Source organism: Nostoc sp. MG11 (assembly GCF_014904695.1).
Taxonomy (GTDB): domain Bacteria; phylum Cyanobacteriota; class Cyanobacteriia; order Cyanobacteriales; family Nostocaceae; genus Komarekiella.
The window spans coordinates 104,232-116,316 of sequence record NZ_JACXXN010000019.1; the positions used below are offsets into that span (position 1 = coordinate 104,232).

Here is a 12,085-nt window from a genome sequence, read left to right on the forward strand (position 1 = left end):
CACCTGTATGAAAGACAAAAGTCAAAGGGGCGGGTATTTATCTGCAATTAAATCAAACGGCTCAAAATTTACAGGGTATTCGGTAAATCCCCACTTTGTGAAATGCCACGGGAGCTACGTCCTTCAGGGAATCCAGATGCATCCGCTTCTTTGAGGAATCCACTGTAGGCTTCCATGCCATGCTCACCAATATCCAAACCTTCAAGTTCTTCTTCTCTAGATACTCTGATACCTAAAGTCGCCTTAAGCACCAGCCAGAAAATACTGCTGAGGAGAACGGTCATACCGCCTACTGAGAGAACACCAATTAGCTGAGTGAATAACTGTCCAAAGCCACCACCTGCCAATAATCCCTTGGCTGGGCCAAGTCCGTCACCATACCAGGAATAAACACCAGGGCCAACAGACCACAAACCAACTGCCAGAGTTCCCCATGTACCGCAGACTAAGTGGACTGAGGTCGCTCCTACTGGGTCATCAATGTTGATTTTATCAAAGAATGTTACAGAGAAAACTACAATGACTCCAGCAATTAAGCCAATGATAAAAGCACTGCCAATGCTGATATAAGCACAAGATGCTGTAACTCCCACCAAGCCAGCTAAGATACCGTTGATAATCATCGACAAGTCTGGTTTACCTAAGTACAGCCAAGCAGTAATAGTGGCAGCAATACCGCCCGTAGCACCAGCCATATTGGTGGTTAAGGCAATATGAGTGATCGCACCAGGATCAGCAGCCATTACAGAACCGGGGTTGAAACCAAACCAACCCAACCAGAGAATTAAGCAACCTAAAGTTGCAATGCTCATGTTGTGACCAGGTAAGGCAACAACTTGGTTATCTTGATATTTGCCAATACGTGGCCCAAGAAATGCTGCTCCCATCAAAGCCGCCCAACCACCGACTGAGTGAACTACTGTAGAACCAGCAAAATCCCAAAAACCACTTTTTGCTAACCAACCACCACCCCAAATCCAGTGTCCGGTAATGGCGTAGGCGATACCTACGAGTAAGAGGCTAAAAATCAGGAAGTCAACAAACTTAATCCGTTCCGCAACTGCGCCAGAAACAATTGTGGCTGCGGTTCCAGCAAATACTAGCTGGAATAAAAACTTGGCTGCTAGGGGTACACCAGCCCAATTAAGAGCGCTATAGACACCTTGATAAGCATCTCCTGTGGCGGGACTGTTATCTGCTCCTCCCAGGAAAAACCCATTCAATCCGATGAAGCCATTGCCGTCGCCAAACATTAACCCGAACCCGATCGCCCAAAAGGCAACTGTGGCAAGAGCAAACACAATCAAGTTTTTAGCAAGAACGTTGACAGCGTTTTTCTGGCGGCAGAACCCGGTTTCTAACATACAAAAACCAGCGTTCATGAAGAACACTAAAAAGGCAGCGATCGCTACCCACAATGTGTCAAGAGCAACTTTTAGATCCGCTGTTGTCGGCCCTGGAGCTGGAGTTTGGGCAACTGCTACATAACCCCAGCCCAATACAATTAGACAAGCCAGAGGTAAGCAAGCTTGCCAACTGGGAGAAAGTCGCTTAATTGCTAGATTAAATGTATTGACTTTTGAGTTAGATTGTGTTGCTTTAGCGTAATTTCTTGTGAACAGACGCCTACTTTTTATTTTCGACTTCTGTTTGTTCATAAATTTGAACATCATCCTCCAAACCATCCTTAAAAACGCGAAAAAAACAGGTTAAGCAGAAAAAAACTAATGCTAGAAGTTAAATCCAGTGGTTTTTGATATTTTTCATTTCAACCACTTGTTTGCAAACCAGAAAGTCAATAACCTAAGTAGGAGTTTAGGAAATTATAGGAACTTCTGTAAATATTGCAGTTGTTATTAAGAAGTTATTATGTAATCTCTTAATCAGTCAAGTCTCCTTCACTTAATCTTTAATCTTTAGTAGTTAACTTTGAGAGTGCGATCGCTTGGAATTGTCAATATCATCCAACACAGTTTAGTTAAGAAGAATTTTCAGTTGGGTAGAGTGAGAGCGAAAACTAAATGAAGTTTTCCAATCAGGCGTTAACTATACCTCTATCCTCGATCAAACCTTACTAAATAAAATGGCAAAGCCGATTTTTATAAAGAATACTCACAAACCTGGTGAGCAGTAACCAGATAGTATCAATTTAATTTTGTAGTTTGGTTGTAGTTTATGCTTAAGATTAAACGGTTGTAGGGTCTGCTGCCTGTATAACTATTAAAACGTTTGTTAGAGACAGTAGGCAATGCCAGGGTCGAAAATGCTTCTTCATTAATCATCTATTCCTGCTGGAAAAGTAGTAATTAATAAAAGTAGCAATTAATATTGATAATAAACTTACCAATATTAATTTAACGAGAGAGACTCAACAAAGTTTTTGCTAATACTGTTCAAACATAATTATCTCATTTTTTGTGTCAGTTATTTTCTCTATCACTCACTTTTACTAGCATCCAAAACTCTAATTTTAAGAAAAAACATAAACATTTTTGTACAGGAATTTATGAGGCTAGTTTTTGTAGCCTTTAGTGAATTTATGCCTAAAAGGATAAATTTGATTGATTGTCTATTTAGTAGAACTAAAAAACTGTATCATTTAATACGTTTTTTTGGTTTTAGTCGCAGTAAATAGCCACTGATTTATTCAGTTCAAGCAGCTATATCCTTTATATACTCAGTGTTTTACGTTATCAGGATAGAGCAATCCCGAATGTTATTAAATTTATATACAAAGAGTTAATAATTTGTTACTTTTACCTGGCGTTGAAAAACAGCAAATATGCGGTTTGCAGTTGAGTAAAATACAGAGCTAATCTCTACCTCTTTCCAACAAGACTATCTATTAGCGCTACCTTGACAAATCAGACTTTATACTTATCGATAAAAACTTAACTTTATTGATAATGGACAACCTAGGTTTATCGCGCTGGCAAATTTCAAGACTGGGTATTTGGATATCTCCTTCCCAGCCTGTGAGATCTTATTACTACATCCGTCAGTCCCTTCTTTCAACATTGGGAGAAGGGTAGACAATCTGAAAAATTAACTGAAATGAATAGTAGTTATCAAGTTATTAAATGCATATACACCTCTATGATGTGTAATTGCTGTATGTATTTTTCGGAAATGGTGCTGTCGTAATTGTGCAATCGAGTTTTCTAAATTTGGTAATCAAGTTTGCACAAAGTGTAAATGACTAACCTAAGTGCTTCCACGTATTGTATGAATCAAGCGAGGAGTTGAGCAGCCAAAACAAGGTAATCAACTAGGAGCGAGTAAATTAATCTTAACCAAGGACTAAAAAACCATGCAAGCTATCGAAACCAACGCTCTTTTCACCGACATCACAGCTGAAGAATCTGCTACCGTTAGCGGTGGTACAGAAGTTAACTTTGACCTTAACAAATACCTGTTCGTCTTAGGCGTTGGTGTTGTATTTGGTAACCCAACATTGACCCCTGATGAAATCCAATTCGGTTTTGAAGAAGCCATCTCCTTAGGTTAATTTCCTGAAGTTTAGGTAACTGTTAAACTTTTACCGGATACTAATCTAAAAATCTTTGGAATTTTATATTCCAAGTTTTTCAGATTTTTCCAGAAATGCTTTAGGGATAAACAAGTAACAACTATCTATTTTCTAAATACTGGGGCATCTTTGGGTGTTCCAGTATTTAGATTCACTACCTGTTTAATCCAGAGCATATTACGAAATTAATTTAATGGAGAAAGAGAATGCCAACAACAAAGATAAAACCTCTGTTCACGGAACTAACAGCGGAACAATCTGATATAGTGCGTGGCGGTACTCCCGTGGCTGTTGTGAATCCTAACGGTACAGTTACTATCAAAAATGTTGATGGTGGTAGTAAGTTTGTGATTCTTGATCCTTCTGATCTTTCCTCTTCTAACCTTCCTGTTAGCGAACCTGATCCTCTTTTAGGATTAAGCTTACCGACTTTGGTTTAAAACGTTTCCACATTTAAAGATCCAAGAGTGAGTAATTAAAAGTTATCACTATTAATTACTTATGAAGCTCATCGTTTAGTTTATGTTCCTAGGTTGTCAATTTACTCCCCGTTATACCTAATTTTAATACAAGGAAGCAATGGAAGATATAAGCCCGCTTTTTACAGAACTCGACTTAGAAGAATCTGCTGCCGTCAGCGGAGGATTCCTTCAAGTTAGTTTTGATCTTAATACTTACTTGTTCATTTTGGGAGCTGGTGTTGTATTTGGCAACCCTGGACTTACTCCAGATGAAATTCAGTTTGCCTGGGAGTCATCGTTTGTATTTGGGCCTCAACCAAGCTCTGTAATACAAACACCGTTATAAACAGTTTGTGTAAGCCATCAAAATCTTAAATCAGGGTGTTTTTTCATCTTGAATAATAGGTAAATCAAGATAGCCATCTTACCTTATGAAATACCCTCACGTTGAGCAACACAGCGAAGAAGATTGTGGCGCTGCTTGTCTGGCTTCAATTTCTAAATACTATGGGCGCACTTTTACGCTAAGTCACATCCGTGAAGCGGTAGGAACTGGACAGCTTGGAACCACATTATTAGGATTAAAGCGAGGAGCAGAAACACTTGGATTCAATGCTCGTCCAGTAAAAACTTCGCCAGAACTTTTAAATCGGATGAACGAAGCACCCTTACCAGCGATTATTCACTGGAAAGGACACCACTGGGTGGTTTTATATGGCAAGAAAGGTAATAAATGTGTAGTTGCAGATCCAGCTGTAGGTATTCGTTATCTGTCTAAACAAGATTTAGTAGAGGGTTGGACAGATTGGTTAATGCTTTTGCTAGAACCAGACCCAACTTTTGCTGAACAAACTAATGATCAAATTGGTGGCTTTTGGCGCTTCTTTAAACGCGTCTGGACTTTCCGCACCATTCTAGCTCAAGCGTTGCCCCTCAATCTACTTTTGGGATTGCTATCTTTAGCTTCTCCTTTTCTGCTACAAATTCTCACTGATGATGTATTAGTTAGAGGTGATACAAAACTACTAACTACTATGGCGATCGCTGTAGTAGTAATGAATCTTATTTCTAGTAGCCTTTCACTTGTGCAGTCTAACTTAATTGCTCACTTTGCACAACGCCTGCAATTAGGGCTAGTCCTAGAATTTGGACGACAAATTTTGCGATTACCTCTCTCTTATTATGAAGCGCGTCGTAGTGGAGAGATTGTTAGCCGCCTAAGAGATATCGAGCAGATTAATCAGTTAGTTTCTCAAGTGGTTGTTACGCTGCCAAGCAAGTTTTTTATTGCGATAATTTCTATTTTTTTCATGGTTTTTTATAGCTGGAAACTGACTGCATTAGCTATATTTGTAGCTGCATTCATGTCTCTATCTACAATTGTTTTTCAGCCTACTTTACAGCAAAAAACCCGCGATGTTTTAATCACAGAAGCCGAAGCACAAGGCGTTTTAGTAGAAACATTTAAAGGCGCACTCACTCTCAAAACTACTACAGCTTCACCTCAATTTTGGGATGAATTTCAAAATAGATTTAGTCGTGTTGCTAAACTATCGTTGAGTACGATACAAATTGGTATTATTAATAATAGTTTTTCTACTTTAGTTTCTGGTATCGGCAGTGTCGCTTTACTGTGGTTCGGCGGAAATTTAGTTATCAATCCTGCTGAAAATCTCAGTATTGGGCAACTACTGGCATTTAATTCAATGAATGGTAATTTCGTAGGCTTAATTGGTACTGTAATCACTTTTGTAGATGAATTTACTCGTGCCAAAACCGCCACACAACGCCTTACAGAAGTTATCGATGCCACAGCAGAAAATGAAGGCGATGGTAAAAAACCTTTTGCAAAAATTCCTGGAGATGCTGATATTACTTGTACAGATGTCAACTTTCATTATGCTGGCCGGCTTGACTTACTAGAAAACTTTTCTATAACAATTCCTGGTGCTAAAGTTGTCGCCATCATTGGCAAATCTGGTTGTGGTAAAAGTACTCTAGCTAAACTAATTGCTGGCTTATATTCCTTACAATCTGGCAATATTCGCATTGGTTATTATAACCTACAAGATTTATCTCTTGATTGTCTACGTCAACAAGTAGTTCTCGTTCCTCAAGACGCTCACTTTTGGAGTCGTTCTATTGTAGAAAACTTTCGCCTAGGAGCGCCTCACGTTACCTTTGAGCAAATTGTGAAAGCTTGCCAGATTGCGGATGCTGATGGTTTTATCAGCAAACTTCCTGATAAATATCAAACTATTTTGGGAGAATTTGGAGCAAATATTTCTGGAGGACAACGTCAGCGATTGGCAATAGCACGAGCTATTGTTACAGATCCACCAGTGCTAATTTTGGATGAATCTACTGGTGGACTCGATCCAGTTAGCGAAGCGCAAGTTTTAGATCAATTGTTTAAGCATCGTCGCGGTAAAACTACGATTTTAATTACTCACCGTCCCAAGGTAATTAATCGTGCTGATTGGGTTGTGTTGTTAGATCAAGGCAAGTTAAAAATTCAAGGTTCTTTGGAGGATCTGTACTCCAAAATAGGAGATCATTTGGACTTTTTAAATCCTTAATTATTGATATTTATTCAGGTAGTTATGTTACACACCCATAATAAAAAACTTCTCCCATCAGTTCAAAGTGAAGAGTTTCTTCCTCCTGTTAGTCGTTGGACATCTTTAGCGGGGATTTTTCTGATTGCAAGTGTTGGTGCTGGGATTAGCCTCTCCTCATGGTTTAGATATGATGTCACAGTGAAAGCTCCTGCGACTGTGCGTCCTACAGGAGAAATTCGGCTAGTGCAACCGAAAATTGAAGGAACTGTTAAAACAATCTTGGTTAAAGAAAATCAGCTTGTCAAACAAGGAGATGCGATCGCTCGCCTTGATGATGAACAATTACAAATTAAAAAGAGCCAACTGCAAGGTAATATTCAACAGAATAGGTTACAAGTAGTTCAAATTGATGCCCAAATTAAAACTCTAGATGCCCAAATTTTAGCGGAAGAAAGAGTAGCAGAGCGGACGGTTTCTTCGGCTAAAGCAGATTTGGGACGTAATCAACGGGAATATCAAGAACGTCAAGTTACTACTAGTAATGATTTACTTGCAGCAGAAGCAAGCTTGCAAAAGGCAGGAGCAGATTTACAAAAAGCTCAAGCTGATTTAGATTTTGCAAAATTAGATCGCGATCGCTATGAGCAGCTAACAGAAATTGGTGCAATTGGTCGGCGTGAATTTGAGCAGAAAAAACTTCTAGTTGAGCAAACAAAAGCAACACTTGAAGGGCAAAAAAAAGCTGTTGAAATCGCCAAATCTAAAGTAGAATCAGCTAAATCTGCCGTCAATCCTACTACCGCAACAGTGGCAATTGCCCAAGAAAGAATTGCTCAAGAAACTGCCAAAGGTGAAGCAACTATGGCTACTTTAAAAAAAGAAAAGCAAGCCTTAATTCAACGGCGGGTTGAAATGCAAAGCCAACTTGGGCAATCTCAAAAAGAACTTCAACAGGTTGCAAATCAAATACAAGATACTATTTTACGGGCAAGTAGTAATGGTATCATTCTTAAGCTGAATTTGCGAAACTCTGGTCAAGTGTTGCGTGCTAGCGAAGCTATTGCAGAAATTGCTCCTACCAATGCTCCTTTAGTCATTAAAGCAATGATTCCTACTCAGGAAATTAAAAATGTCGCCGCTGATCAAAAAGTGCAACTACGAATTAATGCCTGTCCCTATCCTGATTATGGTACTCTCAAAGGCGTTGTCAAAACTGTTTCTCCAGATGCTATTACACCCCAAAATAACAATACAGGTTCAGCAACCTCAAATTCCACATCTACTGCTACTAGCTACTTTGAAGCGACTATTCAGCCCGAAAATCTGACATTTGGAAATGGTGATCGCCAGTGTCTTATTCAGTCAGGTATGGAGGCGCAAGCTGACATTATTTCCAAAGAAGAAACAGCACTGCAATTTATATTGAGAAAGGCAAGATTAATAACTGATTTATAAGGTGCTTAAATCTATGTATTGTGTAGCGATTCAATACCACAAATCTATCTTTTCTGATCAAACTAGAGAATAACGTTGTTTTTAAATGCACTGACTATGTTAAATATCATATTAACTTATTTATCCATCATGCAATTTTTGAAAGTTACAATGGCATATTTTGACACTTTTCTTGTACACTTTAAACAATTTATTTGGCATCAACATACCATAACCTACTTAGCATTTTTCTCTAGTGCTAGTAAAATAATTAACATAGCGATATCCTGTGAATCTGAAATTGTGTACGCAAATTATACTTTTAATTGTCTACGTTATGACTATTGTGAGGTTTCTGACTTCCTACCATAGAATTCAACAAGCATTGCAATGGTGGTCTTCTAGACAGTCTATGCGACTATTCTTAGAAGCTGAGAAAATTCGAGAAGACTTATTACAAGAATCCTTCACAATTCGTCGCAGCTTAGATTTATTGGCTAGAGATAATGTGAATTTATCAATTAACAGAACTCAAGAATGCCTAAAACAAGTTGATAATTTTCATCACTCTTTAGTGGAATTGAGCGATCGCTTATTTCCGGCATATCTTCAAGATAGCTTACCCTTGGCTATTGAGTGCTTATTAGAACCGTGGCTTGTATCAAATCCTCACCTGTATTTTCATATCAATATGCCAACCTGCTGGCGACATGAATCAGCTGATCGCAGTCTGATAGTTTTAAGAGCTTTAGAGGAGTTACTTATTATAACTTTACCAGAAGTTTTAATGCCAATATCAATTTATATTAATTTAGAAGAACGTAAAAATATTGGTGAATTAATAGTACAAATTATATATCCTGATACATCGACATTTATTTTTTATTCTAGCTTACCAGAATTAAACTATCTTTGTGAAAGCTTTCAATTTTTAACTTCAGGAAAATGCTTTTGTCGTAGTCAAAATCTTACTATTGCGTGTTATTTATGTTGGTAAGCATAATCATTAAATTGTCTTCAGCTTTCTTTAAAGAGAGCGATAAAGAACTATTATGAGTGAAAAGGCTGGGATATCCCATTAATAAGTATATTACTAAATAATACAATTTTATATAAGGAAATTTATTTATGCAGGCAAAAAGAAAAATTCATATCTACGTGAACAGTTGGCAGGGTGTTAATTATGAAACAAGCTTTAACCGAGAAAGCATCGCTGAAAATTCTGGTAATTGATGACCACGAATCAGTTTTAGCTGGAACAGTAGATGTACTGCGAAAACATTACCCTGGTGCTGAATTTATCAGTGCTGTAGATGCTAAAAACGCTCTCAATCAAGTTACTAGCTCACAGCCCGATATCGTGGTTATGGATCTTTCTCTTCCATTTACTGTCGGAATGACCGCGCGACCTGATACAGGTGTTCAACTGCTCAGGACTCTGATGAAAAACTATCCCAATCTGAATCTTGTTGTCCAAAGTGCTAATGTGAGAACACTGGTAAGGATTAGACCTGATATTGATAGTCATAAAGGAGGTTTTACAGTTGCAGATAAAAGTCTTTCCACTCAGGAAATGTTGACTAGAGTTGATTGGGCATTACAGGGATTAACTCATACAAAAGACATCAAAGGCATCCATTCGGGATTAGAGGTGAAACCAGAATGGCTGAGGATATTGACTCTAGCATTTGAGGAAGGATTGCAAGATAAAACTATTGCTGAACGAATGTGCATATCTGAACGCATGGTGCGTCATTACTGGAGTAAATTGCAAGACGCTTTAGATGTTTACCCAGAAGATGGAAAGAATATCCGTATTCAAACTGAAATGCGAGCTAGAGAAGAAGGATTGATTGATTAGTTACGCATTAAGAGTCAAAGATCATTAGTTATTAAAGATTAGTAGAAGTTTGACTTTTTTATTAATTAATAACGAGTGATCAACAGCTGAGGGCTAAACACTAAAGCAGACGCTTATGCAGACTGGAATTTGGGCAAGAATCAAAGAGGAAATTGCCATTTGGCGTGTAGGTGCATTACCAGGTATTGCAGTAATTGGACTGGCAATTATTGTTCGTCTCACTGGTGCAATGCAATCTTTAGAGTGGCTAGCCTTTGATAGTTTTCTGCGTCTGCGTCCTGAAGAATCTATAGATGAACGAATTGTGATTGTGGGGATTAATGAAGATGATATCCGTACTCGCAAAAATTATCCCATAGATTCTCCCATATCAGATCGTGACTTGGCACAGTTACTATTAAAATTGCAGACTTATAAGCCGAGAGTAATTGGTCTTGATATTTATAGAGATTTACCAGTTGACCCAGGTCATGCTGAACTGGTTGCAGCTTTTAAAAGTATTAAAAATTTAATTGCTATTGAAAAAGTCTTACCTGATCAAGTTGCTCCACCAGAAGCATTGCCCTCTCAAAAAGTGGGCTTTGCAGATCAAATTACCGATAGTGATGGTAAGTTAAGACGCAGCCTATTGGGAACACCAACACCTCAAGGATACAAGTTATCTTTGTCTATACGTCTAACAGAAGTTTATTTAGCTGATGAAGGTATTAGTTTAGAAAATGGTATTCGCGATCGCGCTGCTATGAGGTTTGGCAATACCGAACTACCCCGATTTTTACCCAACTCTGGCGGATATGTGCGAACTGATGCAGGTGGAGTTCAGGTACTACTGAATTTTCGGAGTGGTAAAGAAAGATTTAGAACTTTATCTTTAAATGATTTCCAAAGCAATAAATTTAATCCAGATTGGATACGCGATCGCATTGTAATTATTGGGATGACGGCCCCTAGCCGCAAAGACTTCATCACTACTTCAGCCATTGAATCTATAAAACCTGCAACCGGGCGAGTTTATGGTGTAGAAATTCAAGCCCATGCTGTTAGCCAAATTATCAGTGCAGTACTTGACTCTCGACCATTTTTAAACACCTGGGATGACAGATGGGAGTATTTGTGGATTTTTGCTTGGGGTTTTTTCGGAATTGCTAGTGCTAGGCTAACTAAATCTCCTCTGGAAAATTTTGTAGTTGTTGGAATTGCTAGCTTTAGCCTAGTGGTCTTTAGTTATTTACTCCTGACTTGGGGTTGGTGGGTTCCGGTAATACCAGCACTCCTGGTTTTAGCTTTAAATGGTATAGAACTCACAGCTTTATATCAATACGACCAAGCTTTGAGGTCTAGAATACAAGCTCGCCAAGCCATTATTGAACGTACATTTGAAACAATTCATAATGGGCCTCTGCAAAACCTAGCTAAAGTTTTGAAGCTAGTTCGAGATCAAAATTCGCCAACCAACGAATTACTGTCAGAACTAGAAAAAGAACTTGAGAAATTGAACCACGAGCTACGAGGAATTTATGAATTTTTGCAACGAGAACCGCCAACCCAAGATACCAGCCTTTATTTAGGGAAAAGTTTAGTACTAAATTTGCAAGACCCGCTTCACGAAATTCTCTATCAAGTTTACAGCTATACCTTAGAACGAGAGTTTCCCTGCTTTAAAACTATCAGGATTAAAATCCGAACCTTTGAGCCAATAGATGAACGACGTTTGAACATTGAGCAAAAGCGGAGTCTCTGCCGATTCTTGGAAGAAGCTTTGTGCAATGTTGGTAAACACGCCACAGGAGTAACCCGTCTTGAAGTCACTTGTTCTTCATCTGAAGGTTGGTACACTCTGAGCATCGTAGATGATGGCTTGGGAGTTAGCTCATCTAGAGAAGGTCGCGGAACTCAACAGTTTAGGAATTTAGCCCGACAATTCAAAGGGAAATTTCGCCGAGTCCCACTTTCTCCTAAAGGGACGCTTTGTGAATTATCTTGGCCCGTAGCAAGGTTTTGGTTGCGGTATTAATAAAAGGTAGAAAGTATAAATACAAAAGCGCTCCCCATTTCTGGAGAGCGCCTTTAGTTGTAGAGACGCGATGCATCGCGTCTTATTCAAAGATTAACCGTTGATTGCAGGAGCACTGATAGCCACAGGAGCAGAATCAAGCGCAGCCAAATCGAGAGGGAAGTTGTGAGCATTGCGCTCGTGCATCACTTCCATACCCAAGTTAGCCCGGTTGATTACATCTGC

General features: G+C 38.8%; 9 protein-coding genes and 1 pseudogene. 8 read left to right on the forward strand and 2 right to left on the reverse strand.

Annotation, left to right across the window (positions count from 1 at the left end; translation table 11 throughout):
* Positions 1-68: 68 nt before the first annotated feature.
* On the reverse strand, positions 69-1,658 hold the full coding sequence (locus tag HCR01_RS23270; protein ID WP_193198477.1) for an ammonium transporter: 1,590 nt from the start codon (positions 1,656-1,658) through the stop codon (positions 69-71).
* Positions 1,659-3,310: 1,652 nt separating this feature from the next.
* On the opposite strand from HCR01_RS23270, the gene HCR01_RS23275 reads away from it, so the two are divergent.
* The 8 genes from HCR01_RS23275 (at position 3,311) to HCR01_RS23310 (ending at position 11,860) form a co-directional block, all read left to right on the forward strand.
* Positions 3,311-3,508 carry a hypothetical protein gene (locus HCR01_RS23275; protein ID WP_191759307.1) on the forward strand — a complete coding sequence of 66 codons (198 nt, stop codon included), beginning with the start codon at positions 3,311-3,313 and terminating at the stop codon, positions 3,506-3,508.
* 227 nt (positions 3,509-3,735) lie between these two features.
* Entirely contained in the window at positions 3,736-3,969 is a 234-nt protein-coding gene (locus HCR01_RS23280) for a hypothetical protein (RefSeq protein ID WP_193198478.1), read from the forward strand.
* Between the two features lie 139 nt (positions 3,970-4,108).
* On the forward strand, positions 4,109-4,336 hold the full coding sequence (locus tag HCR01_RS23285) for a hypothetical protein (RefSeq protein ID WP_193198479.1): 228 nt from the start codon (positions 4,109-4,111) through the stop codon (positions 4,334-4,336).
* 85 nt (positions 4,337-4,421) lie between these two features.
* Entirely contained in the window at positions 4,422-6,569 is a 2,148-nt protein-coding gene (locus HCR01_RS23290) for a peptidase domain-containing ABC transporter (protein ID WP_193198480.1), read from the forward strand.
* Positions 6,570-6,593: 24 nt separating this feature from the next.
* Entirely contained in the window at positions 6,594-8,006 is a 1,413-nt protein-coding gene (locus HCR01_RS23295) for an HlyD family efflux transporter periplasmic adaptor subunit (protein WP_193198481.1), read from the forward strand.
* 316 nt (positions 8,007-8,322) lie between these two features.
* Positions 8,323-8,982: a hypothetical protein gene (locus tag HCR01_RS23300; protein ID WP_193198482.1), complete on the forward strand. Its 660-nt coding sequence runs from the start codon at positions 8,323-8,325 to the stop codon at positions 8,980-8,982.
* 186 nt (positions 8,983-9,168) lie between these two features.
* Complete coding sequence (locus HCR01_RS23305) at positions 9,169-9,846, forward strand: response regulator (RefSeq protein WP_162399223.1); 678 nt, start codon at positions 9,169-9,171, stop codon at positions 9,844-9,846.
* Between the two features lie 115 nt (positions 9,847-9,961).
* On the forward strand, positions 9,962-11,860 hold the full coding sequence (locus tag HCR01_RS23310; RefSeq protein ID WP_193198483.1) for a CHASE2 domain-containing protein: 1,899 nt from the start codon (positions 9,962-9,964) through the stop codon (positions 11,858-11,860).
* Positions 11,861-11,953: 93 nt separating this feature from the next.
* Here the strand turns inward: HCR01_RS23310 and HCR01_RS23315 are convergent.
* Positions 11,954-12,085: pseudogene (locus HCR01_RS23315) on the reverse strand (photosystem II q(b) protein); the annotation flags it as partial.

Excerpts from the sequence above, each read along its gene's own strand:
- HCR01_RS23270 (WP_193198477.1), bottom strand. The coding sequence starts at position 1,658 with ATGAACAAACAGAAGTCGAAAATAAAAAGTAGGCGTCTGTTCACAAGA.
- HCR01_RS23275 (WP_191759307.1), top strand. The coding sequence starts at position 3,311 with ATGCAAGCTATCGAAACCAACGCTCTTTTCACCGACATCACAGCTGAA.
- HCR01_RS23280 (WP_193198478.1), top strand. The coding sequence starts at position 3,736 with ATGCCAACAACAAAGATAAAACCTCTGTTCACGGAACTAACAGCGGAA.
- HCR01_RS23285 (WP_193198479.1), top strand. The coding sequence starts at position 4,109 with ATGGAAGATATAAGCCCGCTTTTTACAGAACTCGACTTAGAAGAATCT.
- HCR01_RS23290 (WP_193198480.1), top strand. The coding sequence starts at position 4,422 with ATGAAATACCCTCACGTTGAGCAACACAGCGAAGAAGATTGTGGCGCT.
- HCR01_RS23295 (WP_193198481.1), top strand. The coding sequence starts at position 6,594 with ATGTTACACACCCATAATAAAAAACTTCTCCCATCAGTTCAAAGTGAA.
- HCR01_RS23300 (WP_193198482.1), top strand. The coding sequence starts at position 8,323 with ATGACTATTGTGAGGTTTCTGACTTCCTACCATAGAATTCAACAAGCA.
- HCR01_RS23305 (WP_162399223.1), top strand. The coding sequence starts at position 9,169 with ATGAAACAAGCTTTAACCGAGAAAGCATCGCTGAAAATTCTGGTAATT.
- HCR01_RS23310 (WP_193198483.1), top strand. The coding sequence starts at position 9,962 with ATGCAGACTGGAATTTGGGCAAGAATCAAAGAGGAAATTGCCATTTGG.